The 25,164-nt window shown below is 41.3% G+C and carries 21 protein-coding genes and 1 pseudogene; 16 read left to right on the top strand and 6 right to left on the bottom strand.

Annotated features, from left to right (window positions below; all coding sequences use genetic code 11):
• Positions 1-618: 618 nt before the first annotated feature.
• Complete coding sequence (locus J7E21_RS00300; protein WP_215103662.1) at positions 619-1,539, bottom strand: LCP family glycopolymer transferase; 921 nt, start codon at positions 1,537-1,539, stop codon at positions 619-621.
• Positions 1,540-1,551: 12 nt separating this feature from the next.
• Complete coding sequence (locus tag J7E21_RS00295) at positions 1,552-2,346, bottom strand: SGNH/GDSL hydrolase family protein (RefSeq protein WP_215103661.1); 795 nt, start codon at positions 2,344-2,346, stop codon at positions 1,552-1,554.
• Between the two features lie 176 nt (positions 2,347-2,522).
• Here J7E21_RS00295 and J7E21_RS00290 point away from each other — a divergent pair, with 176 nt between their 5' ends.
• The 14 genes from J7E21_RS00290 (at position 2,523) to J7E21_RS00225 (ending at position 16,956) form a co-directional block, all read left to right on the top strand.
• Positions 2,523-3,290, top strand: coding sequence for a YveK family protein (locus J7E21_RS00290; RefSeq protein WP_215103660.1), 768 nt, complete (start codon positions 2,523-2,525; stop codon positions 3,288-3,290).
• Positions 3,250-3,954 (top strand): CpsD/CapB family tyrosine-protein kinase, encoded by a 705-nt coding sequence (locus J7E21_RS00285; RefSeq protein WP_215103659.1) that lies wholly within the window; start codon positions 3,250-3,252, stop codon positions 3,952-3,954. Before J7E21_RS00290 ends, J7E21_RS00285 begins: the two co-directional genes overlap by 41 nt.
• A gap of 187 nt (positions 3,955-4,141) precedes the next feature.
• Positions 4,142-4,909, top strand: coding sequence for a tyrosine-protein phosphatase (locus tag J7E21_RS00280; RefSeq protein WP_215103658.1), 768 nt, complete (start codon positions 4,142-4,144; stop codon positions 4,907-4,909).
• Between the two features lie 124 nt (positions 4,910-5,033).
• Positions 5,034-6,869 (top strand): polysaccharide biosynthesis protein, encoded by a 1,836-nt coding sequence (locus J7E21_RS00275; protein ID WP_215103655.1) that lies wholly within the window; start codon positions 5,034-5,036, stop codon positions 6,867-6,869.
• 33 nt (positions 6,870-6,902) lie between these two features.
• Positions 6,903-8,108 (top strand): lipopolysaccharide biosynthesis protein, encoded by a 1,206-nt coding sequence (locus J7E21_RS00270; RefSeq protein ID WP_215103653.1) that lies wholly within the window; start codon positions 6,903-6,905, stop codon positions 8,106-8,108.
• A gap of 13 nt (positions 8,109-8,121) precedes the next feature.
• Positions 8,122-8,676, top strand: a complete 555-nt coding sequence (locus J7E21_RS00265) for an acyltransferase (protein ID WP_215103651.1) — start codon at positions 8,122-8,124, stop codon at positions 8,674-8,676.
• A gap of 57 nt (positions 8,677-8,733) precedes the next feature.
• Positions 8,734-9,993, top strand: a complete 1,260-nt coding sequence (locus J7E21_RS00260; protein ID WP_215103648.1) for a hypothetical protein — start codon at positions 8,734-8,736, stop codon at positions 9,991-9,993.
• 24 nt (positions 9,994-10,017) lie between these two features.
• A complete protein-coding gene (locus J7E21_RS00255; RefSeq protein ID WP_215103646.1) occupies positions 10,018-11,028 on the top strand; it encodes an NAD-dependent epimerase in 1,011 nt (336 codons plus the stop codon).
• Positions 11,028-12,308 (top strand): nucleotide sugar dehydrogenase, encoded by a 1,281-nt coding sequence (locus J7E21_RS00250; protein WP_215103645.1) that lies wholly within the window; start codon positions 11,028-11,030, stop codon positions 12,306-12,308. The genes J7E21_RS00255 and J7E21_RS00250 overlap by 1 nt, the downstream gene beginning before the upstream one ends.
• Positions 12,296-13,483, top strand: coding sequence for a glycosyltransferase family 4 protein (locus J7E21_RS00245; protein WP_215103643.1), 1,188 nt, complete (start codon positions 12,296-12,298; stop codon positions 13,481-13,483). Before J7E21_RS00250 ends, J7E21_RS00245 begins: the two co-directional genes overlap by 13 nt.
• A complete protein-coding gene (locus tag J7E21_RS00240) occupies positions 13,467-14,072 on the top strand; it encodes a sugar transferase (protein WP_215103641.1) in 606 nt (201 codons plus the stop codon). The genes J7E21_RS00245 and J7E21_RS00240 overlap by 17 nt, the downstream gene beginning before the upstream one ends.
• A 1-nt stretch (position 14,073) precedes the next feature.
• Complete coding sequence (locus J7E21_RS00235) at positions 14,074-14,730, top strand: acetyltransferase (RefSeq protein ID WP_215103639.1); 657 nt, start codon at positions 14,074-14,076, stop codon at positions 14,728-14,730.
• An 11-nt stretch (positions 14,731-14,741) separates the two neighbouring features.
• The gene (locus tag J7E21_RS00230; RefSeq protein WP_215103636.1) at positions 14,742-15,908 is read left to right on the top strand and encodes an aminotransferase class I/II-fold pyridoxal phosphate-dependent enzyme; all 1,167 of its coding nucleotides are present in this window, start codon (positions 14,742-14,744) and stop codon (positions 15,906-15,908) included.
• Positions 15,909-16,032: 124 nt separating this feature from the next.
• Positions 16,033-16,956: a hypothetical protein gene (locus tag J7E21_RS00225; protein WP_215103634.1), complete on the top strand. Its 924-nt coding sequence runs from the start codon at positions 16,033-16,035 to the stop codon at positions 16,954-16,956.
• A gap of 405 nt (positions 16,957-17,361) precedes the next feature.
• On the opposite strand, the gene J7E21_RS00220 is transcribed toward J7E21_RS00225, so the two are convergent.
• Positions 17,362-17,838, bottom strand: a complete 477-nt coding sequence (locus J7E21_RS00220) for a VanZ family protein (RefSeq protein ID WP_215103632.1) — start codon at positions 17,836-17,838, stop codon at positions 17,362-17,364.
• A gap of 191 nt (positions 17,839-18,029) precedes the next feature.
• Positions 18,030-18,452: a hypothetical protein gene (locus J7E21_RS00215; protein WP_215103630.1), complete on the bottom strand. Its 423-nt coding sequence runs from the start codon at positions 18,450-18,452 to the stop codon at positions 18,030-18,032.
• 774 nt (positions 18,453-19,226) lie between these two features.
• On the opposite strand from J7E21_RS00215, the gene J7E21_RS00210 reads away from it, so the two are divergent.
• Both J7E21_RS00210 and J7E21_RS00205 read left to right on the top strand, forming a co-directional pair.
• Positions 19,227-23,255: an Ig-like domain-containing protein gene (locus J7E21_RS00210; RefSeq protein ID WP_215103628.1), complete on the top strand. Its 4,029-nt coding sequence runs from the start codon at positions 19,227-19,229 to the stop codon at positions 23,253-23,255.
• 226 nt (positions 23,256-23,481) lie between these two features.
• Positions 23,482-24,099, top strand: a complete 618-nt coding sequence (locus J7E21_RS00205; protein WP_215103626.1) for an HAD family hydrolase — start codon at positions 23,482-23,484, stop codon at positions 24,097-24,099.
• A 119-nt stretch (positions 24,100-24,218) separates the two neighbouring features.
• Here the strand turns inward: J7E21_RS00205 and J7E21_RS00200 are convergent.
• Positions 24,219-24,323: pseudogene (locus J7E21_RS00200) on the bottom strand (hypothetical protein); the annotation flags it as partial.
• A gap of 302 nt (positions 24,324-24,625) precedes the next feature.
• A complete protein-coding gene (locus tag J7E21_RS00195) occupies positions 24,626-24,928 on the bottom strand; it encodes a hypothetical protein (protein WP_215103625.1) in 303 nt (100 codons plus the stop codon).
• Positions 24,929-25,164 lie beyond the last annotated feature (236 nt).

The following is a 25,164-nucleotide window of genomic DNA, read 5'->3' as shown; positions in this document are numbered from 1 at the left end:
CGTTGTATGGTGTATCCATTCTGTATGGGTAGATAGCTGCTCTGATAAGTCAGCCGACTAAATAAGCATGGATACAGTCATGCGAAAACTATAGAACCCAACACATCTCACTATCTGGTTCCAACGAAATATAAAAGCAGTTCCGCGCCACGGGTGAAGCGAAGCAATAAGACAGGTGGTTTTCCTGGCTTATTGCGAAAGCTCAACCCTAAGCGGCGACTGCGGCTACACCAACAGCTAGCTCTCGAAAGAATAACTACCGGCTAGCTCTCAATCTCTAAATATCACCATCATAATAATATCGTTGTATGGTGTATCCATTCTGTATGGGTAGATAGCTGCTTTGACGAGTCAGCCGACTAAATAAGCATGGATACAGCCATGCGAAAACTATAGAACCCATCACATCTCACCATCTTTTTCCAATGAAATATAAAAGCAGTTCCGTGCCACGGGTGAAGCGAAGCCATGAGACAAGTGTTCTTCTTGGCTCATGGTGAGAACTCAACCCTAAGCGGCCGCTGCAGATCTTTGAGTAGTCGATCAAGATAATGCAATATTCATCACACAAAAAAACAGCTGCACCAGCCTTTAAGAGGCTTTGGTGCAGCTGTTTTGTTATTGCTGTGTTTCTTCTAGCTCTAGATGTTCTTTCAATGTTGAAGTGATTTCAGCGAGTTCGGCGTCGTTCATCATATAGTACCAGATGCCATTGATGGTTTCGCCGGTACCGTCTTCGACGATCATTTGCTCGACGTTGGTGACGGCGTCTTGGTAGTTGCGCTGCACTTCGACCATTTCGTCGAAGGTCATGTTCGTGCGGACGTTTTGGCCGAGTGCGTCAAAGATGTCTTTGTAGTTCCATAGGCTGTTGATGGAAGCGCCTTTTTTCATGACGCCTTGGATGACTTGTTTTTGGCGGTCTTGGCGGCCGAAGTCACCGCGCGGATCTTCGTAACGCATGCGGACAAAGTCGAGTGCTTCCTCACCGTTCAATTGGATATCGCCAGCCGCGAATCCGTCGAACGCCATCGAGTTATTGACTTCGACGCCGTCTACTGCGTCGACGATGTCTTCAAAGCCTTCCATATTCACTTGAACGACATAGTCGATCGGAATGTCGAGCAAGTTTTCTGTCGTGTCCATGGACATTTCAATGCCGCCGAATGCATAGGCGTGGTTGATTTTGTCCATCTTGCCGCGGCCGACGATTTCGGTATACGTATCACGTGGGATGGATACCATTTTGGATGAGTTGAGTTCCGGGTTGACGGTCATGACGACCATCGTGTCCGAGCGGCCGCGGTCGTCTTCGCGCTCATCGACGCCGAGCAGCAAGACCGAGAACGGATCTTGGTCTTCGAATTTCACGACTTCAGTCCGTTCTACGGAAGGGCTTTCGCGTTCCACCGGTGAGTGCATCGTATCGATGGCTTCGGTAAAGTCCGAGTAGACGCTATAAATATAGACACCTCCCGCGATGACTAGCAGCAGAAATGCGATCAATAAGTACTTGGGCCATTTACGTTTCTTTTTCATATTGTCCCTCCATTAGTTCGCGATAAAGTAATTGATAAGTTCGGATGCCCATGCTTTTGCGCCCGCGTTATTAGGGACGGCGTCTTTGGTCAAATGTTCCTTCAGTGCCAGATCGTCAGTTGCGGGCCATGCGCTCCAGTGATTGATGTACGGGAAACTGTAAAGCTTGGCAAATTCACCGAGTGCTTGTACTTGTGCCAGGTAATGGCCGGCGCCGTAGATCGGCTGCGGCGGATGAAGAACGACTAGACTATCTGCGTTCACTTCTTGAAGTCGAGCAAGGAAGTCGCGGACGTCTTCGCGTTCGTCTTCAATGGAGATATGGTCGTTGTTCATCAGTGTCATCGGCTCGAGCAGCACCAAATCGTAACCGGCGCTCAAGTCGATCCTTTGAAGCGAGTCGGATGTGCCGGTGGCGGATTCGATGGTGACTTCAATCGAGTCGCCGTATGCTTCTTCAAGCGCCTCAGTTAAAAGCTTGGCGTAGCCGGGTTCACCGGACTCGAGCGCCTCTGACCCCGCAATGAGCAGTTGCAGCGTTTCGCCTTCCGTGTTTGTGCTTAGAAACAAATCCCGCACACGCTCATCCATGTTTTCGAACAGTTCGGGATTGTTCACGAGCTCGTCACTATCCGGCTCTGTTTGTGTGGTTTCGGTTTCACTTTCAGTGCTTTCGGTTGCGCCACTTGCCTCGGCGTTTGTTCCGGCAGCTTGTTGCAGTTTGTCCTGCCAGGATAAGTAAGAAAAGACAAGAGTTACAAGGCAGACGAGGACAGCGATAGCGCCTCCAAATTTATACAAGTTCATTTTTTACTCCTTTCAAATAAAGCCATTTATATAAATTAAAGATAGCATAAATCCTTCCTTGTTCCTATATAACTTTTTAAAATTGGAAGTCCAAATGGTACATTCCTGTGATATACTTTCTTATGTTGTTTAAATTTGTCACTTAATAATATGAAATAAAAGGAGCCATTTACTACATGGAAGAGACTATCAGCTTACAGGATTTATTCAAAACCTTAAAGAAAAACATTGCAATCATTGCACTGACGACCATCCTGGCCATCACCGTTGCCGGAGCGGTATCGTTCATGTTTTTGACGCCGATCTATGAAAACTCAACGCAAATTCTTGTGAACCAAGAGCAAAGTGAAGCAGCGCAGATGACCAACCAAAACATCCAGACCGACTTGCAGCTCATCAATACGTACTCGGTCATCATCAAAAGCCCGGCTATCCTCGACCAAGTTATTGAACAATTAAATCTAGGGATCAGCTCTGATGCATTAAACTCGAAAGTTACCGTCAACACAGCAGAAAACTCCCAAGTCGTCAACGTCACTGTGCGCGATGAAGACCCAGCGCAAGCAGTCGCCATCGCCAATATGACGGCAGAAGTATTTGAAAGCGATATTCAAGAATTGATGAACGTCGACAACGTCTCGATCTTGTCGCCAGCCGTATTAAAAGAAAACCCAAGCCCAGTAGAACCAAACCCGGTTCTCAATATGGCCATCGCAGCAGTTGTCGGCTTGATGATCGGTGTCGGAATCGCATTTTTGCGTGAATACCTCGATACGTCGATGAAAACAGAGCAAGATATCGAAGACATTCTCGGCGTGCCGCTACTCGGCGTCATTTCACCGATCAAAGAAGAAGCGAAACTCGAAGCAACGACAAGCAATAGAAGAAAGGCGGGGGATTTGAATGGCCAAGAAGAAGCAGCAACTGCAAACAACCGCGCGTAAAGTCATCGCCCATACGACCCCGCGTTCTTTTGTGTCAGAACAATTCCGGACATTGCGGACGAATGTCAACTTTGCATCTCCGGATGTCGACTTGCGTTCGATCGTCGTCACGTCTGCAGCACCTGGTGAAGGCAAGTCGACAACGTCTGCCAACTTGGCGACCGTTTTTGCACAAGAAGGAAAAAACGTGTTACTTGTAGACGGTGATATGCGCAAGCCGACAACCCATTATACATTCCATATGCCGAACACGATCGGTCTTTCCAATGTGTTGACGCGTCAAGCATCTGTAGAAGACGCGATTCGCTCGACAACCATCGAGCGACTTGATTTGATGACGTGCGGCCCGATTCCGCCGAATCCGGCAGAACTGCTCGCATCCAACGCAATGACCATGCTTATTGCTGACTTGAAAAAGCGTTATGATGTCATTATTTTTGATGCTCCACCTGTGCTTTCAGTGACAGACGGTCAAGTGTTGGCCAATAAATGCGACGGCGCGATTTTGGTCGTCAACTCCGGCAGCACCGAAAAAGAAATGGCCGCTAAAGCGAAAGAAGCGATCGAAGCGTCCAATAGCAAGCTGATCGGCGCCGTCTTGAATAATTTTGAATTGCCGAAAGACAGCTATTATTACCAATACTACGGCAATGCCGCTGAGTAAAAGGGCGCAATGCCCTTTTGCTTTTTCTTTTAAACGCTATACCCAATATTTTCAATAAACAGATTTTAAACTAACCATATTTGGCAATAGGACGGACGCAAAAGTCCGCTACATAGAGAACTCCTAATAAGAGAATTTAAGGCTGGAAATTGAGAAGCACTCGCTGAGCAACAGGAGGGAAACGACTATGATCGACACGCATTCACATATTTTGCCCGGGCTGGATGACGGCGCAGAAACAATGGAACACACCAAGCGTTTGCTGGATATGGCAGTAAACGAACAATTGACAGGCATCATCGCAACACCGCACGGACATCATCCGAATTTCCGGACGGACGTTGCGGCTCTTCGCATGCAATTGAAAATGGTAAAAGACTATATACAAGAAACACAGCTGCCTTTAGAAATCTATAGCGGGCAGGAATGCCGCTTGTCGGATAAACTGCCGGAGCGCCTTGCAACTGGTGAAGCCTTGACCTTAGCGGAATCGCGCTATGTGTTACTGGAATTGCCTTCTTCTGGGATTCCAGCTTATACGGTGCCAGTCATCCAGCAAATGATTACAGCGGGATATATCCCAATCATCGCACACGCCGAGCGCAATCAAGGCATTATCCAAAAGCCGGAGCGCCTGAAGAAACTGTTGATCCATGGTGCGATGGCGCAAGTGACGGCTGGGTCGGTTGCCGGCAGCTTCGGCAAAAGCATCCAGAAGACGGCGCTTCAGCTGATTGATGCGAATATGATCCACGTATACGGTTCGGATGTGCACAGCGCGGACGTGCGGCCATTCCATTTTAATGCGGGACTTGACGTGCTAGAGAAGAAGAACCGCCACCGGATGATTGACATTTTACTGGAGAACAATGACCGGATTATCCTGGACCAAGACTTGTATGTTCTTGAGCCACAAGACATAGAGAAAAGTAAGTGGTGGAATATATTTGCTTGAATACTAATAGTTTAGTATTAATTTTACATTTTACCCTATCTTTACTGGAAAAAAAATGTTAGAATTAGCAACAGATTTCCAACACTTGTGTGAATAGTAATGCCTCGTGAAAGGGTGGAAGTGTATGTCACTGAAAAACCGAATGTCTTTACTTATAGTGGTCGACTCACTGATCGTATTTTTCTCGATCTTCGTCGGCTACTTCCTCCTCTACCCATATGTAGATATCTTCCAAAATCAATTCCTCCTCGCGAGCGCCTTGACGATTTTTATCGCTCACCACGCGTTCGCCATGTATTACGGCTTGTACCGCAAAGTATGGGAATACGCCTCGATCGGCGAATTGTCTTCTATCGTTAAAGCCGTATCACTCTCCATATTGGCTATTGGGTTAGTTCAATACTTTTACCGGGGCGACATACTTCTTCGTGCGCTTGCCATTACGTGGATGCTTCATGTCCTGCTGATCGGTGGTTCTAGACTTTCCTGGCGTATGATGCGCGATAAACGCTTCAAGCATAATGGGAAAGAGCTAGAGCGCACGATGATTGTCGGAGCTGGTAAAGCCGGTACGCTTGTGGCAAGGCAGCTGCTCAATAATCCGGAAAACGACTTGCTCCCTGTCCTCTTTGTCGACGATGACAAAAACAAGCAAGGCCTCGACATCTACAATGTCCGTGTAGTAGATGGCGGAACAAAAGACATCGCTGCAATCGCAGAAGACAATCATATCGAACGAATCATCATCGCAATTCCATCACTCAACAAACAAGATTCTGCGGAACTAATCAAGAACTGCATGGATACCGGCATCAAGACTCAAACGATTCCACTCATTGAAGACATCATGACCGGGAAAGTTTCGGTGACAGACATTCAAGACGTGAAAATTGAAGACTTACTTGGCCGCGAAGAAGTAAAGCTTGATATGAACAAGATAGCCGATCAATTGACAGATAAGACAATTCTTGTGACTGGTGCAGGTGGCTCTATCGGATCTGAAATCTGTCGTCAAATTGCGCGTTTTGGTCCGAAGCAACTGCTTTTGCTAGGGCATGGTGAGAACTCCATTTATTTAATTGATATGGAAATTCGAAAAGCAATCGGAAGCGATACGGAAGTTATTCCGTTAATCGCCGACATACAAGACCGCAATCGAATTATGGCGATTATGAATGAGTACCAACCAGATGTTGTTTATCATGCAGCAGCCCATAAACATGTTCCACTAATGGAAGGAAATCCTATGGAAGCGGTCAAGAATAATATATATGGTACAAAAAACGTGGCAGAAGCAGCTCATATGAGCGGGATTAAAAACTTTGTCATGGTTTCGACGGATAAAGCGGTTAACCCACCTAATGTGATGGGGGCATCAAAACGCTTTGCCGAAATGATTGTACAGAATCTTGCGAAACGCAGTGAAACGACGTTTGTTGCAGTAAGGTTCGGAAATGTACTTGGCTCGCGCGGTTCAGTAATTCCATTATTTAAAAAGCAAATCGCAGTAGGCGGTCCAATAACAGTGACACATCCGGATATGTCACGCTATTTCATGACTATTCCAGAAGCATCACGTTTAGTAGTTCAAGCTGGTACACTCGCACGTGGTGGTGAAGTGTTTGTTCTTGATATGGGTGAACCGGTAAAAATTGTGGATCTTGCAAAAAATCTAATCCGTTTATCCGGCTATTCTGAAGAAGATATTCAAATCAATTTTTCAGGTATTCGACCAGGAGAGAAAATGTACGAAGAACTTTTAAACACAGATGAAATTCAAAGTAAACAAATTTTCCCTAAAATATTTGTGGGCAAAGCAGCCCCAATTAGTTCAGGTGAAATAAGTATGTTATTAAATCTCTTACCAAGTCTGAATGAGAAAGAGTTGAAAGAAACACTACTAAGTGTAGCGAATAGAAAAAGCGTCTCTACTGATAGTAAAGAAAAAATAAATATATAATCAAAAATTCTCATTAAATAAAAGGAGTTTGTTGTGCGAAAAAAATTCAGTATATATTTACTTGGGAATTTGATGTTTGGTCTCTCGCAATGGTTAACAATAATTATATTAACCAAAACAATTACCATGAGTGAAGTTGGTTATTATTCACTTGCTATAGCTTATGCTGGACCTATTCTAATGCTACTTAGTTTTGGTTTGAAAACAATATATATAACAAATGAAAATTCTGAGAAAAAAATATTTCTTATAAATAGATTAATTACATTTATTTTATTCATCAATTTATTTATTATAATTCTGATACCAAGAGAGATAAGTCATTTTGAGTTTCAATTAATGGTGTTAGTTGCACTAATTAAAGGATTCGAATTTATTCAAGAGATTTTGTTTGCTTTCAGACAGAAAGAAATGCGATTCGAAGCAATTGGTAAACTTAAGCTTGCTCAATCGATTGGTTCAATAGTTATCACTTCATATCTCTTTATTGATTCTTCGAAAATATTAACTGTTTTTTTGTTCATATTAATTTTCAATAGTTTACTTATAATTTTTGAACTGAGAAATCAAAAACTTTTTTGTATTAAAGAAATTGCGAAAAAATTTAAAAAGGAAGAGTATTATGAAACATTAAAGTTATGTTACATAGGTTTACCACTCGGATTAACTCTAGCGATTTCCTCTTTAAATACTAATATACCTAGAATAATTTTAGAATTCTTTTCAGGAATTGAAGAGTTAGGATATTTCTCATCTTTAATGTTTTTTTATTCAGCCGGTACCACTATTATGTTCTCTATTAGTGGCTTTCTTTTACCTATCATGGTCAATAAAATAAATAATTTAAGCTGGATTCGAGATATCTTCAAAAAAATAAGTATAGTATATATATTTTTTTCATTACTCTTATTAATAATTATTTATTATTTTGGAGATATTATACTTTTAGTTATTTATAATGAGGAGTTTAGTAAGTATCATTTTGATTTTTTTATAATTATTATTGGGGCTGTCTTTACTTATTATATTATTCTAATGGATATAATTTTTAATGTTAAAAAACTTTTTAATTTTCTTCTCATAGTACAGATACTTACAATAATTGTGATTTCTATTATTGGTATTTTTATAGTCGCTGAATACAGCTTAAGTGGAGCAGCTATTGCATTTTCTTGTGGAATTATTTTTCAATTCTTAATAAAGTTCATATACTTTATGAAAATAATTACTAAAAATTAGATGAGGTGATTTTTTGTATAAGAAATATAAAACTGGGCTTTTGATATTTAGTAAAATAATAGGAATATTACCTAAGAAATTGCTATTGTTTTTTTGGGATATTTCTAGTGTTTTTAGTGGATCTATCAATATAGCGTTACGGTATTGTTTAATTAAATCGCTGGCAAATAGCTGCGGAGAAAATGTATATATAGGAAAGTTTGTAACTATAAAAAACTTTGAGCACTTAAATTTAGGAGATAATATAAGTATTCATGACTTTTCTTATATTGAAGCTAAGGGTGGATTAACAATTAATAACAATGTATCTATTGCACATAACGCAAGTATTCTAACCTCATCACATAATTGGAATGATATAACTTTACCCATAAAGTATAATGAAGTCACCTTTAATCCAGTATTGATTAATGAAGATGTATGGATTGGCTGTGGAGTTAGAGTTCTTAATGGAACAACAATTGGTAGTAGGTCGATTATAGCTGCTGGCTCAATCGTTAATAAAGATGTCGATGCAAATACAATTGTTGCAGGAGTACCTATTAAGAAAATAAAAGAAATAGATTAATTTATTCTTAAAAATGAAAATAACTAGCGTTTAGAAAATTTAAGAGGAGTCTCGTAAATGTATATTATAGCCGCAGTTATTTTTCTCCAAGCACTAATTACTTTTATTCTTAAAGGATTTGTAAATAATTCTATCTATTATAGTTTAAGCCTTCTAGGAATATTTATTATCATAATGTCAATTTACATATTAATAAAATTTAATGGTAAGTTATTTCTTATAATTTATTTTGGTTTTTTAATAAGAGTGATTATACTATTAATTGATATATTTATCCCGTCAATTAGCATATTTGGTAGTGGAACAGATACTGAATATTTTCATAACACCTCACTTGAGATTTCTAAAGGAAATATGCCATTATCTGAAGGTAGAACCTTTTACGTTTCCTTTTTATCAGCTTTCTATTATTTTTTTGGGAACGAGAGAATTTTGGCTCAATTCATTAATGTTATTTTATGGGTTTTCTCTTCTTACTATCTGATGAAAACATTGCAGCTATTTTCCGTTTCTAGTAAGCATATGGCCTTAGCACTTTCATTATTTACATTTTTCCCTAATTTAATATTTATGACAAGTGTTTTGTTAAGAGAATCATGGATTATATTCTCGTTGACTCTATCTCTTTACTATTTTATTTTATGGTACAAAGAAGAAAAAAATAAGTCTCTCTTATTAGCAGTAATGTTTTCTTTGTTAGCAATGCTTTTTCATGCTGGAATGATAGGGATATTAATTTCATACTTATTGATTGTTGTATTAAACCAAAAGAAAATCGACTTGAAAAAACTATTCTTTTATTTGCTTCTCATACTTAGTTTAACAACCATACTTCTTACAAATGAAAATATGTTTTTATCGAAGTTTTTAACAATTCAAGAAAGTGGTATTGATAGCGTGAATTTAGCTAACGAAGGAAATTCAGCTTATTTACAAAGTTTTAACTACTTGAACAGCTGGTTAGTTTTTTTACTCACACCACTTAAGATAATATATTTCCTTCTTTCTCCTCTGCCAATGGATTGGCGAGGAATAGGAGATATAATCAGTTTTGGTGTTGATTCACTAATTTATTTTTTGTTGATTATCCTTATTATCAATGGGTTTTTAAAAAGCTCCCTAAGTAAAAAATATAAAATAATGTTTTTCATATTATTGATTACAAGCGTTTTTATCTTTGCTTATGGTACAGGAAATGCAGGTACTGCTATTAGACATAGAACAAAGCTATTACCTTTGTTTATCGTTAGCTGGGTTGTTCTTTCAAATCATGTAAGTACAACAACCAAAAACAAATTAAATTCAAAAAAAATGTAAAGTGTGCGATTTTAGGAGGAAAATATGAAGATTTTAATTACAGGAACTGCAGGATTTATTGGATCGACATTAGCAAGGAAATTATTGAAACTAGACCATTCTATAGTGGGAATTGATAACTTGAATGATTATTATTCAGTTTCTTTGAAAGAATCTCGACTAGATTTAGTTGAGGGAGATAACTTTAAATTCTACAAAGTAGATTTAGAGAACACTAATGAAATTGAAAAGATTTTTAACGAAGAAGCGCCAGAAGTAGTCGTGAATTTAGCTGCTCAAGCAGGAGTACGGTATAGCTTAGAAAATCCTAGAGCATATATCGATTCTAATATTGTTGGGTTTACGAACATTCTCGAGTCATGCAGACATAATGATGTAAAGCATTTAATTTATGCTTCTTCAAGCTCAGTTTACGGTGCCAACACATCTTTACCGTTTTCAGTCCATGACAATATTGATCATCCATTAAGCCTGTATGCAGCTACAAAAAAAGCAAATGAATTGATGGCACATACATATAGCAGCCTTTATAATATTCCAACGACAGGACTCAGGTTCTTTACGGTTTATGGCCCATGGGGACGCCCTGATATGGCATTATTTATGTTCACTAAAAACATCCTTGAAGGCAAGCCAATCGATGTATTCAATAATGGAGAAATGATGCGCGACTTTACGTATGTAGATGATATTGTTGAAGCCATTTCACGGTTGATCGATAAACCAGCACAGCCAAACCCAGAATGGACCGGCGAGACTCCAGATCCAGGAACTAGCTATGCTCCATACAAAATCTATAATATTGGCAATAACAGCCCTGTGAAATTGATGGACTTTATTGAAGCAATTGAAGAAAAAACAGGTAAAGAAGCAATTAAAAATTATATGCCGTTGCAAGCAGGGGATGTCCCAGCAACATATGCAAACGTTGAAGATTTGTTTAGAGATATCGACTTTCAACCACAAACAAACATTAAAGATGGTGTCGGTAAATTCGTCGACTGGTATGTCGACTATTATGGAGTGAAATTATAATGGATAGAAAAATTGGTTTAGTAGGTTTAGGTTATGTAGGACTACCAGTAGCAGTGGCTTTTGGAAAAGAACATCATATTATTGGCTTTGATATAAACGAAAACCGAATTGCGTCGTTAATATCCGGCACAGACTATACAAATGAAGTGACGGATGAAGAATTGCAATCGTCGAATATCGACTTTACCGCTGATGGCAGCAAGCTCTCAGAAGCAGACTTTTTGATCGTCGCTGTGCCAACCCCGATAAATGAACACAATCAACCGGACTTGACACCGCTTGTAAAAGCATCTGAAACCGTAGGTAAGCACTTATCAAAAGGAACGATTGTCGTTTATGAATCGACTGTCTATCCTGGCGCCACTGAGGAAGTGTGTGTCCCAGTTCTAGAGAAATTCTCTGGACTCACATACGGCGAAGATTTCTTTGTCGGCTACTCGCCAGAACGAATCAACCCAGGTGATAAAGAACATACTTTCACTACGATTACGAAAGTGGTTGCTGGTCAGACTCCAGAAATTCTAGAGATTGTTGCTGATACGTATGCGAGTGTAGTAAAAGCAGGTGTTCATAAAGCAAGTTCGATTAAGGTGGCTGAAGCAGCAAAAGTCATCGAAAACACACAGCGTGATGTAAACATTGCTTTAATGAATGAATTAGCGTTGATTTTTGATCGTTTAGATATTGATACTACAGAAGTATTGGCTGCAGCAGGTACAAAATGGAACTTCCTGAAGTTCTCTCCTGGTCTTGTTGGAGGTCATTGTATCGGTGTAGATCCTTACTACTTAACTCATAAAGCACAAGCAGTTGGTTATCAGCCGGAAGTGATTTTGTCAGGGCGTCGCGTGAACGACAATTTAGGCAACTTCATCGCAAGTACTTTAGTGAAGAAACTCATTAAAAAAGGGGCTGGCGTGCAAGGCTCTAAAGTAACTGTGCTTGGTCTTACTTTTAAAGAAAACGTGCCAGATCTTCGAAACTCGAAAGTAATTGACGTTATCCGCGAGTTGCAAGAATATGATATAGACATTCAAGTAACTGATGCAGAAGCAAGCTCGATAGATGCTGTTCGTGAATACGGAATTGACTTAATTCCGTTTAACGAGTTGGAAAAAGCAGATGCAGTGATTTTTGCAGTCCCTCATAGAGAATATGTGGCTAAAGGCTGGGATGGCATGCAGTCGCTTTTGAAAGATAAAGGCGGAATTGTGGTTGATATTAAGAGTGTTCTTTCAAAAGAAGAAAAACCAGCAGAGTTGGAATTATGGAGACTGTAAACAACCAACCCGTTAAAATACTTCAAGTCTGTGCAATCGACTTTTCTGTAGATCGTTTGCTGAAGCCGCTCATTAAGGAGAGTATGGCGCAAGGGTATGAAGTTCATAACGCATGCGCCGATACAGGACTCTTCACGCAGCTTAGAGAAGAAGGCCTCCACATGATTAATATGCCAATTGAACGGAAAATATCACCATTTTCTAACCTGAAAACAATAGGTGCATTTGTTTCGCTGTTGAAAAAAGAACAATACGATATTGTGCACGTCCATACGCCGGTTGCTGCTTTACTGGCACGAGTTGCTGCTAAACTGGCTGGGCAAAAGAATGTGATTTACACAGCTCATGGATTTTACTTCCACGACGATATGTCACCAAAAGTTTATAAGGTATTTTATGGAATTGAAAAATATGCAGCAAAATGGATGACAGATTGGTTACTATTGCAAAGTATTGAAGATTATCAACTGGCCATTAATGACCGGTTTTCTCCAAAAGAAAAAACTATTCATTTGAGTAATGGTGTTGATATTTGGTCGAAGTTTAATCGAGATATGGTAACGACACCTACTTTACGAAAAGAAGTTGAAATTGAAGAGAATGATGTCGTCTTTACATTCATTGGGCGTTTAGTGAAGGAAAAAGGCGTCTTTGAACTTCTTCAAGCATTTAATAAACTCCGTCAAGAAGATCCGAATGTAAAACTAGTGCTTATTGGCGGATTGTTGGATAGTGAAAGAGATCAGGAGAGTTTTGCAGAGCTCCAGACTCTTTTAACTTCACAGGGTGTTATTCAATTAGGTTTCCGGAATGATACGCCGGAATTATTATCAATCAGTGATGTTTTTGTTCTTCCTTCTCACCGTGAAGGCTTGCCAAGATCCATTATTGAAGCGATGGGGATGAATTTGCCTATCATTGCTTCCAATATCAGAGGCTGTAGAGAAGAAGTATTTCCAAACAGAAATGGATTTCTCTTTGAAAAAGAAAATACTGAAGAGCTCTATGAATCGATGAAAATGTTATCTCAAGATGAAAGTATGCGCCATTCATATTCAATTGAAAGCAGAAAAATTGCAGAAGAACTATTTGATGAGCAAAAGGTATTGGCAAAACAGCTCGAGCTTTTCGATACTTTAACAAAAGAAGTTGGTACCTATGAAAAGACTGTTTGATTTTACCGTTAGCTTAATAGCATTAATAATCCTCTCCCCTGTAATCTTGTTAACTGCATTGTTAATCCGTTGGAAAATCGGTTCCCCTGTAGTATTCAAACAGCCGAGGCCTGGATTCAATGAACAACCCTTTCATGTATATAAGCTCCGTTCCATGACAGATGAGTGTGATGACAATGGTGACTTATTATCCGATGATATTCGCCTAACTTCATTTGGAAAGCTAATGCGGAAGTTCAGTTTAGACGAACTGCCGCAGCTGTGGAATGTCCTGAAAGGCGATATGAGTTTTGTGGGACCACGGCCTCTATTAATGGAGTATTTGGGTCTGTATGATGAAAGGCAGAAGAAGCGCCATGATGTGCGGCCCGGCATTACCGGTTGGGCACAAGTGAATGGGCGAAATGCTATTTCATGGGAACAGAAATTTGATTACGACGTTTGGTATGTGGAAAATCGGTCGTTTTGGCTGGATATTAAAATTCTATTTATGACGGTGATGAAGGTATTCAAGTCTGAAGGAATCTCACAAGATGGCCAGGCGACGGTGACAAAATTTAAAGGTAATTCGGCATCCAGGAGGTCGTAATGTGAAAGTGATATTAATCGGAGATAGTGGGCATGCAAGAGTTATTGCAGATAACGTTATTTCTAATGGAGATACAGTAGTTGCCAGGCTTGATGATAAATATAAAGAGCTAGATAAAAAGGAAGATTGTTGGTACGGGCCGAGTTCTTCTGTTCACCAGTTAATCGAGCAGGAACAAGCTAAAGTTATTGTTGCAATTGGCGCAAATGCCATCCGGCGTAAAATTGTCGATAAGTTGAACTTATCTGATGAACATTACGCAACCATCATTCATAAAGATGCGCTGGTAAGCCCGAGTGCAAAGCTTGGACTTGGAACGGTTGTGATGCCTGGAGTCATTGTGAACGCTGCTGCGAAAATCGGGGCACACGTCATTTTGAATACACGTCTTGTTATTGAACATGATTGTTTCATTGGTGATTATGCTCATGTTTCTCCGGGGGCCATGATCACTGGAGGAGTGACAGTTGGAGAAGGCGTTCATATTGGAGCAGGCGCTACTGTTATTCCGACAAAGACAATCGGCGCATGGAGTACGATCGGTGCTGGGTCCGTAGTAATCGATGATATTAAAGAACAGTCGACTGCTGTCGGTGTTCCGGCACGAGTCATTAAGACAGCCGAGCAGACGTTGAGCACTGCCAATCGGAAAGTTTAGGAGCGATACTTATGACAGAAAGAATTTTCCTCTCGACTCCCCATATGAGTGGGAACGAGCGATCTTATATCGATTATGCTTTTGATACGAACTGGATTGCTCCGCTTGGACCTAATGTCGATGGTTTCGAAAAAGAAATAGCAGAATACGCGCACGTAGCGGATGCTGCTGCGACCAGTTCAGGGACAGCGGCCATTCATTTGGCATTGCAACTTCTAGAGGTGGGCAAAGAAGATACGGTATTTTGTTCGACACTGACGTTTATTGCCAGTGCTAACCCGATTCTCTACACTGGAGCGACTCCTGTATTTATCGATTCCGAAGAAACGACTTGGAATATGTCTCCAGTTGCTCTTGAAAAAGCATTGAAAGGTGCCGACCAAAATGGCAAGTTGCCGAAAGCGGTCATCATTGTTCATTTGTACGGCCAATCTGCCATGGTCGATGAATTATTGGCTGTTTGTGATCGCTATGGTGTAGCAGTTGTGGAAGATGCTGCGGAATCGTTAGGTTCTTACTATAAAGGCAAACCGAGCGGGTCATTCGGTAAGTTTGGGATCTTTTCATTTAACGGGAACAAGATCATTACCACGTCCGGTGGCGGAATGCTCGTTTCCAACGACATAGAAGCTTTAAAGCGTGCCCGTTTCCTTGCTACACAGGCGAGGGATCCAGCGGCCCATTACCAGCATAGTGTCGTAGGTTATAATTATCGACTTAGCAATATTCTCGCTGGTGTCGGCCGTGCACAACTAGAAGTCTTAGATGAACGCGTGCTAGCTAGACGGGCGGTATTTAATCGTTACGTCGAAGCGCTTGGCGACATCGATGGTTTAGAGTTCATGCCCGAGCTGAAGGATACCTATGGAAATCGTTGGCTGACGACTTTGACTTTAGATCCAGAGAAAGTTTCGGTCAAACCTGGAGATATTATCGATGTGTTAGCTGCAGACAATATTGAAGGGCGCCCGGTGTGGAAGCCGCTTCACCTTCAGCCGCTTTTCGCTGATTGTGCATTCTATGCCCATAGTGATAATGAGATTATCAGCGAACAGCTCTTTGAAAGAGGGCTCTGCTTGCCATCAGGGTCAAACATGACAGAAGAGCAGCAAGCTCGCGTCATCCAAAAGATTCAGCAATGTCTTGGAGTGGAAAACTCTGCTTCGGTATCGAAATAGTATTACTTAAGCCACTAAATTCTCTCGAGAATTTAGTGGCTTTTTTCTGTTTTAACGAGGTTTTAACCTTTCGCTTATATGATGCAGATATCATATTTATTCGAGCAGGAAGTGGGGATTAATAATGAACAGCATTTTTCTTAATAATGATTTACTCAAAGTACCTGCGCCTAAACAATACGAAGTATTTGAGTTTCAAAATGAGCATGGTCATATCCAACATATTTTTGAAAAACGAGAAATTTCCGTTCAAGTTAATGGAGAGACATATTATGATCTAGCGTCGCCGTCCGGGTTTGGTGGTCCCGCGATAGTAAGGTTTAATGATGATCGAAAATGGGATTTGATTTTCGACTTTACAAGAGCGTTTGAAGCGTATTGCCTTGAGCATCACATCGTTTCTGAACAAGTAGAGTTCCATGCGCCTTTCGGACATCCAGCAGACTTTTTAGAATGCTATGAAGTAGAGTATGAGAGGGATAGTTTTGGCATCGATGTGACAAAGCCTTTGGATCAGATTGGCAAAGAAGACTTGAGTAAGCTATGGAATGCAATAGATTCAGGTGTGGAATATCGAGTTTTTGAAGGCAAATCAGCAATTAGCTATTTTCAAAAGTTTGTTCATCGAACTGATAAGCAAATGCATTCGAATGTGAAACAATACATCGAGTTTATTGATGAAAATGCTTTTGATGATTATATTGTGGTAGAACTTAGCTTTAAAAACCAAGTATTGGCTATGAGTTGCAGTCGAGTTCATGAAGACGCTGTCTACACCCATTGGTCTACCGCAGCCTCCAAACATCAATATTTCGAGGCAGACAAATTGTTGAAATGTGCTTTGTATTTATGGGCAAAAGAAAACGGACTCCAAAAAGCTTGGAGTCCTAAAGAAAAAAAACAGTCAAAAATGGCGATTGAAACATTGGTAGCAGCTGTATGTACCGGCAGAAAAATATGGAATGAACGAATTTATCAAGAACTGTGTAATTTAAGTAATATTGATAAGCGGGTTGATTTTTTTCCAGCTTATCGGTCAGTTCAATGAGGAATGTATTGTGAAATGTTAGTGCTATTTCAAAACGTCCAAAAGTTGACGGTATTATTTGTCTAGGACTTGACGGATTAATGTCCTTAACAACCCTTGAGAAAGTAAATGACGTCTCCTGAGTATTGTGGAACGAAAAAGCCACGTGTGCGGAGATTTGAGCCAACAATTATGGAGAATGTGTCACTGAATGCATAGAAGAGAGCTGCTAGCGGAAATTCCGCTGTCGGCTCTCTTTCTTTTGTGAAGTTATAATCATTTCTGAATGAACAAAACTGAAAGAAGTGGTTCTCGCATGTCTCAAGTGGTTCTGTTTTGTGTCCTGGGTGGTTCTAAAACGTGGCACAAGTGGTTCTATTAAATGGCTGTAATCACTCTGGAAAGATTCATTTTCCCCTCAATCGGTCAGCGCGATTTTTCATCCGCAAAAGTTGCGGCTATTTTCTGCGCTGTTTTCCACAATACTGCAGCCACTCCACCTTGCGCTTTTACATAGATAGTCAATCGGTAAGCCAAGTAAATGCCCCCGATATCAATCAAGACATCTGATAATCGCCCGCTGCGTTCAAAGAACAGTTGGAGGAATTCCGTGAAAAAGGCGAACAGGCTGCAGAGGATGAACGCTTTCTTGTTGTCGGCAATGGTTTTTGCTAACAGAAGGAAAAGAATGCCGAAAGACAGGGCATGCCCTGTTTTTTGGAATACATAGAGTTTGCTGTCCAAGTGGATGTCGCTAATGATAAACAGATCTGACAGGTTTGGGAACAAACGAATATTGAATCCGATGTCTTGGGAGAATAACAGAGACTGGAAATTGTAAGTGTTGGTGGCCAGCAGGATGCACAGGGCCCACAGGATAACCGGTATGTATTTAGCTTTCAAAGCACTCTTCCCTTCAAAACTCTTCTAATTATATATGAAAATTCTGCAACTGCCCTGACTAGCTTTTGGAGTTGCAGGCGCTAATTCAGGCTTGCTTTAAAGCTGCTCTTCCGGTATCTTCCGAACGGTTCAAAATCGTGAAAAGCAAACAAGAGGTAAGACAAGGGCGAGAAAAAGCCATTTTCTTCAGTCTATGTTGCAAGTTTTCTAAAGTCCCTGTAGATCTGGTTTTTATGTGTATAAGTGCCTATGATATAAGTATAGCAATTATTCGAAGGCTTGCGGGGGAAATGGTAATGCTTTCTCATAATGATCAAAAGTGGACGACATTGCTTGAAATGGATTTGATGGATCTGATAGGGGGTTAATCTTGGAACCGTTATGTAAGAACTATCTTTATTTAGCTTAGGAATTATTGATGGTGTCCCTAATTGATGGTGTCCCTGTGTCAGAAACAATTCAGCGGCGATTTCTGAAGAGAAAGTACCGCCATGTATGGTTTTCTTGTGGTTTGTCCCTGTTTTTGTCCCTATGTCAGAAACAATTTTGGCACAATTACTGCAAAGAAGAGAGCCGCCAGTTGAAATATCAACTGGCGGCTCTCTTCTTTGCATTCACTGGCCTCATTCTCCGCAATTAGTGGCTCAAAACTCCGCACAAGTAGCTTTTTCGTTCCGCAATACTCATCCCGTGATTAGTCGATTCCAGATACAAGTGAAAGGAATCCGCAGAAGCAGAAACGTGCAGCACCGTCCAAGTTGGATAAAAGAATTGCAGGTCCGAGTGTGAACGCCTCGGAACAGAATCGTTACTACGATAATTCCCGAAAAGAGGATTCACTAAAATAGCGGAAGAGTTAAAAATAAACCGACATTGTTAGATAATTGTAAATTAAGTTAAATAAAGAAAATAAATAAAAATAAAATGTATTTTTTACCAAAATTTAGCTAGTATATAAATCTTTTGTGCACTATAATACTAGTGATTACATACTACTTTTTGCGTGTAATTATAAGACTATTTTCTATATATTTTAGACTTTCAGTTCAGGAAGTTGCATTGAAAGATGAGAGATGGGGTTAAATGGACAGGGGAATATTGGTAGTTATTTTCGGCTTTTAAGTTTTAGTGTAATAACAATATTAAGCTTCGGGGAATGGAAGGGAACAATGGCAAACATGAAAAGTAAAAAAGGGTTTGGGTTAGTCTTTATATTTACAATACTATTTTTTATAGGATTAGGAATGACATCAACGGAAGCGAGTACACCGGATGCAATAGAATATATCAAAATAGAGAAAAAGAAAATTCTAACAAACCAGTATCAGACGATAAAGATTAAGTTAACTGACAGTACAAGTGTCACTCATATTCAAATGTCCTATAAGATGCCCAATGGAAATTATAATGCTGTTCAGCTGTATCGAAATTCTTTAGGCGAATTTGAAGGGACAACTATTCCATCACCTGCAGGCGAGTATACAGTCGCAAACATCACGGTACTAAAAAAAGAATCATGGCGTGTATATTTTGATCTTTCAGAAGGCGGAGAATATGAATTTGATGAATGGAACTTCACTTCTTATTCAGCAGATACCACCGGACCTGAATTGGATGATTTATATGTAGATAATTCTTCCGTTTTACAAAACGGGAATGTGACGGTAACTGTTGAAGCGCATGATGATTTAAGCGATATCCAAAGTGTGTATGTGGACTATAAGGCGCCCAACGGATATTATTATCAATTGCCGGCAATAAGCGCCGGGAATAACCGTTTTCAAGTGCAGATTCCAAGTTTTATGACATCAGGTTTATTCATTGGGGAATTTGAATGTGTTGGGATTACGCTTCAAGATTCTCGTAATAACACTAGCCATTACATTGACGATGACCACTACAGTAATAGAAATCTAGATTCCGGTAATTTCACTGTGAAACCCGAAGGTGATGCACCGGTTCTAAAAGACATCTCCATAGATAAAGGCGAAGTAAACAGTGAAGAGTCTTTAAAGGTCATTGCAGAAGTGGAAGATGCTTCTGGAGTGGCGAATGTGAAAGTCAATTTTACCAGTCCAATGGGCTATAACGTTTCCGTCGCATTAACGCATGCTTATGGAAACGTATATGAAGGGGAATTTCCTTCGTACTATACAGGACTGGACAGTGGAAAATGGAAAGTGCAATTTGTTTGGATGGAGGATGTTTATAAAAATTCTCTATACGTATGGAGCAATTCCATCTATTCGTGGGGGGACGACCTCTCCGGAGGTGATTTCATAGTTAAAGAAAAAGACAGAACCCCCCCAGAAAAGCCCGAATTGAATGAAGTATACGATGTTTCTACGGTGATCAGCGGTTGGGCTGAGCCTTATGCGACTATTGATATTTTTGCAAATAGTGACTGGCTAGGCTCAACGACTGTATTTGAAGGCGGCTATTTTTACTTTGACATGCCGTCACAAAAAGCAGGCACTCGTATAACCGTCACAGCTACAGATTCTTCCAATAACTCGTCAGAGCAAGCTGTATTGATAGTAAGGGACGGCACTCCTCCAAAGGCTCCAGATATCGGATCAGTATCGGATTCTGATACGATCATTTATGGTCAGGCGGAACCAGATTCGACAATTACGGTTTCCACTGAAAACACAGTATTGGCCAATACGACAACTGACGAGCATGGGAACTTTTCAGTGGAAATACCAAAGCAAAAAGCAGGTGCCAAACTGGAGATAAGCGCGACGGATCGTTCAGGCAATGTTAGTGAAACAAAAGAAATAACGGTAATAGACGCTACTCCTCCAGACCTTCCAACCGTAAATGAAGTGACGGATGCTTCAACAAAAGTAACTGGAATAGCAGAAGCAAAGGCTGTTATAACCATTTACCGAGGAACAGCAGTAATCGGGCAAGGTGAAGCGGACGATGCTGGTAAATTCTCGGTTAATATTCCAAAACAGTCGGCTGCAACGAAGTTAGAAGTGACAGCTACCGATAACAGCGGAAACGTTAGTGCTAAAAAGCAAGTAACTGTTAAAGATAAAACAGCTCCGAGTATACCGACTGTTAATGAAGTAACAGATAAGTCTTTAAATATAACAGGAAAAGCGGAAGCTTTGGCATTAGTAACGGTGAAAAAAGGCACCGCTGTTATTGGCAATGGAAATGCTACGGCAGCTGGTGACTTTACCATTCCAATCGACAAGCAGCCAGCCGGGGCGACATTAAGTGTAGTTGCTGCCGATGCAGCCGGAAATGTCAGTAAGGCAAAAGAAGTGATTGTGAAAGATAAAACAGCTCCAAATGCACCGACTGTACAAACTGTAACAGATGTATCAACAAGTATTACAGGCACAGCTGAAATTGGTTCTTCCATTACTATTAAAGCAGGAACAGAATTGATCGGTTCTGCTATTGTAGATTCGAACGGAAGATATTCAATTGCCGTATCCAAGCTAAAAAGTGGCTTGAAATTACAGGTAACAGCCACTGATGCCGCTGGAAACACGAGTGAGATAAAAGAAGTAGAAGTGATTGATACGACAGCTCCTTCCGCACCAATTGTCAATGAAGTGACAGATCAATCTACGGCTGTCAACGGGAAAGCGGAAGCTAATGCTATTGTTAGTGTCAAAGTAGGTACTCAGGAAATCGCTTCTGCGACTGTAAAAGCAAACGGAACATTCACTGTTGCTATTGCAAAACAACCAGCAGGCACAAAACTTTCTGTTACAGTAACGGACGCTGCTGGCAACACGAGTCCAGCAACAGTGCTCACTGTAGTGGATGTTACAGCACCTGCAGCTCCAACGGTAGATCAAGTCACAGATCAATCCGAAGCAGTGACAGGGAAAGCGGAAGCTGGCTCGACAATTCAGGTCAAAGCCGGTTCAACAGAAATCGGAACCACGACGACGAAAGCAGATGGCACATTCACTATCGCAATAGCCAAACAACAAGCAGATACCAAGCTGTCTGTCACGGCTACTGATGCAGTCGGCAATATTAGTGAAGCAACTGTGGTTACCGTTGCTGATACTGTAGCCCCTGCTGCTCCTGTAGTGGAGCAAGTAACTGATCAATCCGTTAAAGTAACGGGGACAGCGGAAGCGGCATCTACAGTAAGCGTCAAAGCTGGATCAAATGAAATCGGCTCTGCAAAAGCAGCAGCGGACGGCAAATTCTCCGTTACGATCGCTAAACAAACAGCCGGAACGAAACTTTCTGTAACGGCTGCAGATAAAGCAGGTAACTTGAGCAAAGCCGCAAGCGTTACCGTCAAAGACCTTACTGCGCCAAGCGCACCAATCGTCGACAAGGTGACGCATAAAGCGACCAGCATCAACGGAACAGCAGAAGCTGGCAGTGATATCGTCGTTAAAGCAGGCACGAAAGAACTGGTTCAAGGAAAAACCACTTCGAACGGTAAATTTTCTTTAGCGATCGAGCCACAAGCAATCGGCACGGAAATAACGATTACCGCAACGGACGCGGCAGGCAACCAAAGTGCCGCAACGAAAACGATTGTCGTAAAAGCCGGGCCAGAAGTGACTGACCGAATTTCAGGCTCGAGCCGCTATATGACGGCGATTGCCATTTCTCAAGAAGGATGGGATTCGGCTGACACGGTGGTCCTTGCGACCGCTGCGGATTTCCCGGATGCATTAGCTGGCGGACCGCTCGCATTCCAGGAAGATGCACCGATTCTGTTAACGAGAACCCAAACTTTAACAGCTGAGACAAAACAAGAAATCCAGCGCCTCGGTGCGAAAAAAGTCATCGTCCTTGGACGATCAGGCGCGATTTCGGCAGATGTGGAAGCGGAATTAAAGCGCATGAATTTGACCGTTGAGCGAATCGGCGGACAAACGCGCTTCGACACGGCGGCTTTGATTGCAGGGAAACTGAACTCAGACAAAGCGGTCGTGGCGAACGGATTAAACTTCCCGGATGTATTGTCCGTGTCTTCGTATGCCGCGAAAAACGGCGTGCCGATTTTATTGACACGTACGGACCGCTTGCCGGAAGAAACAAAAGCAGCACTGAAGAACACGACCTCTACGTACGTGATCGGCAGCACCGGTGCAGTGAGTGACGAAGTCTTGAATGCTTTGCCGAAGCCAACACGCCTCGGCGGAAAAGACCGTTACGAAACCGGCTATGTCGTAGCGACGACGCTATCACTCGGAACCGATAAAGCCTATATCGCGACAGGGATGAACTTCCCGGATGCGTTAGCAGGATCTGTTCTCGCGGCGAAAAACGATGCACCGATCCTACTCGTTCGCCCGGCAGCCATTCCGGATGCGACCAATAGACAACTGGCAAACTATGACGGCTTCTCGATCTTCGGAGGCACCGGCGCCGTCTCGGATGGCGTTAAGTCTTTGTTGGATGAAGCATTGAAAAAATAATCAAAGTAAGCCCGGAGAGCAATTGCTTTCCGGGCTTTTCTTGCGATTAGCTAAAATAGTTCATTGGCAAAGGTGAAAGAAACAAGAAAGTTCGAATACGCGGCAGAAGCGCGTATGGGGCTGAATGGATAAGCTTAAGATGGGGGAGGAGGAGCAGTCACTGTGTCCTTTTCTCCTTTTGCCCTTATAATGTAAAAAAGCATATTTTCGAAAGGAAGTGGTGCATATGGAAAGCATTATTTTTGATTTGGACGGAACGCTGTGGGACCCGCGTGAGGTCGTCGCGGGAGCGTGGAATACGGTTTTGAAGAAAAATGGAATTCAGGACACAGTCACAAAAGAAGATTTAAAAGGCATCATGGGACTTCAGCAAAAGGAAATCGGCGAAAAGCTCTTTCCTCATTTGCCGGAACAACAATACCTAGAGTTGACGAAGCAACTTTCTGTGGTGAAATACGAGCGCTTAAGCCGAGAAGGCGGGAAATTATACGATGGCGTTGAAGCGGTGTTGGAAAAACTGGCCCAGAAATACAATTTGTATATCGTCAGCAATTGCCAAGAAGGCTATATCGAAAGCTTTTATGCCTATCATAAATTGGATAAGTATTTCCTTGATTTCGAAAATCCAGGGAGAACCGGCTTGTCCAAAGGGGAAAACATCAAGCTGATCATGGAAAGAAACCAACTAGAAGACGCTGTCTATGTTGGGGATACAGCAGGCGATCATCAGGCAGCCGGAGTGGCAGGCATTCCGTTTGTCTATGCGGCGTATGGATTCGGGGAAGTGGACGGGTTTGACTATTCGATTCGTAGGTTTGAGGAGTTGTTGGAGCTATTTGAATAAAGCGGCATTCCATTGATTGTGAAACAACAACTTTAAAAATAAGAAAAGCGTAGCGCCTCTGTTGTTTCTCGAGAGGCGATACGCTTTTTTTTCGATCAGCTTATTTAAATAGGAGCTTGTTAGTTGGATGACCAGTCTGTATGAAAGCTTCCTAGTTTGTCTGTGCGCTGGTAAGTATGCGCACCGAAATAGTCTCGCTGGGCTTGGATCAGGTTCGCTGTCGAAAATCGCGCCCCTACTATATTAGATAGACGGCAACACAAAGAACCATTGTTTTCTGGGTATATAAGAAGTACCAATCACAGAACTTCCGAAACACTCACTCACAAGGAGCTGAAAACAATGGTTCTACCTACAATCAACCATATTCAGGGGAGCAGTGAAAGTCCTTGGAACGAGGTGAAGACAGCGATTGAATATATATGAATATTATTTCTCAATATTTTTCATTAGTCCTTTTTTCTAGTTCTACACTTAATATTGAGTTGTTCAAAAAATTGAACAAAAAACGTGCAACGGGGGTCCGTTACACGTTGTGTGAATGCATTTTCTGCACTTCCGCGATAATCTGTTTCATTGCAGTCGTCGTACGGCGCTTGTAGCGTCGGACCATGTTGTTGGATTCATTTTGGCCGCCGTTTTTCGCTTGCTTGCGGTCGGCGATCGCTTTTGCTGCGAAGTGCACGCTCATTTTGTTGTTCAAGCGGTTCGGGTCTGGTGCAATCAATTGGTTTTCGACCGCAGCCTCACGGGGTGTATGGAATAGGTGGGTTTTGTTTACTTTCATCCGTGTATGATCCATAACCGTCGATTCTTTCACGTTGTTCATCGATCTTTCAGATTTTTTGTATTCTTATATGCGAAAAACGTTAAAACGAAGCATCCCCAAAAGAGCGTAAGAATCATTTCAACATGACGATTGCACATTTCCAGCAAACCATCTTCTCACCCGCTTTATTAAACTTCCTCCAATATTCCGGCGTTCTCGCATCTTCGTAATTTTCTACTTTCATTAGTTTTCCACAAAGATTACAAAAAAAGTTATTATTATCGTTTATGGCATAT

Source organism: Planococcus sp. ISL-109 (assembly GCF_018613655.1).
GTDB lineage: Bacteria > Bacillota > Bacilli > Bacillales_A > Planococcaceae > Planococcus.
This window is presented reverse-complemented; position numbering and strand designations above follow the sequence as displayed.

What these genes read in the sequence shown, in the direction of transcription:
- J7E21_RS00295 (WP_215103661.1), bottom strand. Translation starts at nt 2,346, where the DNA reads ATGAACTTGTATAAATTTGGAGGCGCTATCGCTGTCCTCGTCTGCCTT.
- J7E21_RS00205 (WP_215103626.1), top strand. Translation starts at nt 23,482, where the DNA reads ATGGAAAGCATTATTTTTGATTTGGACGGAACGCTGTGGGACCCGCGT.
- J7E21_RS00245 (WP_215103643.1), top strand. Translation starts at nt 12,296, where the DNA reads ATGGAGACTGTAAACAACCAACCCGTTAAAATACTTCAAGTCTGTGCA.
- J7E21_RS00280 (WP_215103658.1), top strand. Translation starts at nt 4,142, where the DNA reads ATGATCGACACGCATTCACATATTTTGCCCGGGCTGGATGACGGCGCA.
- J7E21_RS00255 (WP_215103646.1), top strand. Translation starts at nt 10,018, where the DNA reads ATGAAGATTTTAATTACAGGAACTGCAGGATTTATTGGATCGACATTA.
- J7E21_RS00230 (WP_215103636.1), top strand. Translation starts at nt 14,742, where the DNA reads ATGACAGAAAGAATTTTCCTCTCGACTCCCCATATGAGTGGGAACGAG.
- J7E21_RS00275 (WP_215103655.1), top strand. Translation starts at nt 5,034, where the DNA reads ATGTCACTGAAAAACCGAATGTCTTTACTTATAGTGGTCGACTCACTG.
- J7E21_RS00260 (WP_215103648.1), top strand. Translation starts at nt 8,734, where the DNA reads ATGTATATTATAGCCGCAGTTATTTTTCTCCAAGCACTAATTACTTTT.
- J7E21_RS00215 (WP_215103630.1), bottom strand. Translation starts at nt 18,452, where the DNA reads ATGCAAAGAAGAGAGCCGCCAGTTGATATTTCAACTGGCGGCTCTCTT.
- J7E21_RS00250 (WP_215103645.1), top strand. Translation starts at nt 11,028, where the DNA reads ATGGATAGAAAAATTGGTTTAGTAGGTTTAGGTTATGTAGGACTACCA.
- J7E21_RS00210 (WP_215103628.1), top strand. Translation starts at nt 19,227, where the DNA reads ATGCCCAATGGAAATTATAATGCTGTTCAGCTGTATCGAAATTCTTTA.
- J7E21_RS00195 (WP_215103625.1), bottom strand. Translation starts at nt 24,928, where the DNA reads ATGAACAACGTGAAAGAATCGACGGTTATGGATCATACACGGATGAAA.
- J7E21_RS00300 (WP_215103662.1), bottom strand. Translation starts at nt 1,539, where the DNA reads ATGAAAAAGAAACGTAAATGGCCCAAGTACTTATTGATCGCATTTCTG.
- J7E21_RS00285 (WP_215103659.1), top strand. Translation starts at nt 3,250, where the DNA reads ATGGCCAAGAAGAAGCAGCAACTGCAAACAACCGCGCGTAAAGTCATC.
- J7E21_RS00240 (WP_215103641.1), top strand. Translation starts at nt 13,467, where the DNA reads ATGAAAAGACTGTTTGATTTTACCGTTAGCTTAATAGCATTAATAATC.
- J7E21_RS00225 (WP_215103634.1), top strand. Translation starts at nt 16,033, where the DNA reads ATGAACAGCATTTTTCTTAATAATGATTTACTCAAAGTACCTGCGCCT.
- J7E21_RS00290 (WP_215103660.1), top strand. Translation starts at nt 2,523, where the DNA reads ATGGAAGAGACTATCAGCTTACAGGATTTATTCAAAACCTTAAAGAAA.